Here is a 316-nt window from a genome sequence, read left to right as displayed (position 1 = left end):
CGAGCGCGGCAAGGAATACGTGCAGGCCGCCCGGCTGATCCGCGTCAGTTCGCTGCGCATCATGCTCACGCACATCCTGCCCAACACGCTGACGCCGGTCATGGTGACCGCCACCCTGAACCTGGGCCTGGCGATCCTGATCGAGGCGACCCTGAGCTTTCTGGGCGTGGGCATGCCGCCCACCGAACCGTCGCTGGGCACCTTGATCCGGCTGGGCAATCAGTTCCTGTTTTCGGGCCAATGGTGGGTGGTGGTGTTTCCCGCCCTGTACCTGAGCCTGATCGTGCTGGTCGTGAACCTGCTGGGCGACTGGCTG

1 protein-coding gene is annotated in these 316 nt (G+C 65.2%); it reads left to right on the top strand.

Features of this window, described 5'->3' with window-relative positions; translation table 11 throughout:
• A partial coding sequence (locus tag U858_RS0133400) for an ABC transporter permease (protein ID WP_025141387.1) occupies positions 1-316 on the top strand: 316 nt, incomplete at both ends.

Source organism: Achromobacter sp. DH1f (assembly GCF_000633435.1).
Lineage (GTDB): Bacteria > Pseudomonadota > Gammaproteobacteria > Burkholderiales > Burkholderiaceae_B > Achromobacter > Achromobacter deleyi.
Note: the sequence above shows the minus strand (reverse complement) of the source record. Positions and strands in the feature narration are given on the sequence as shown.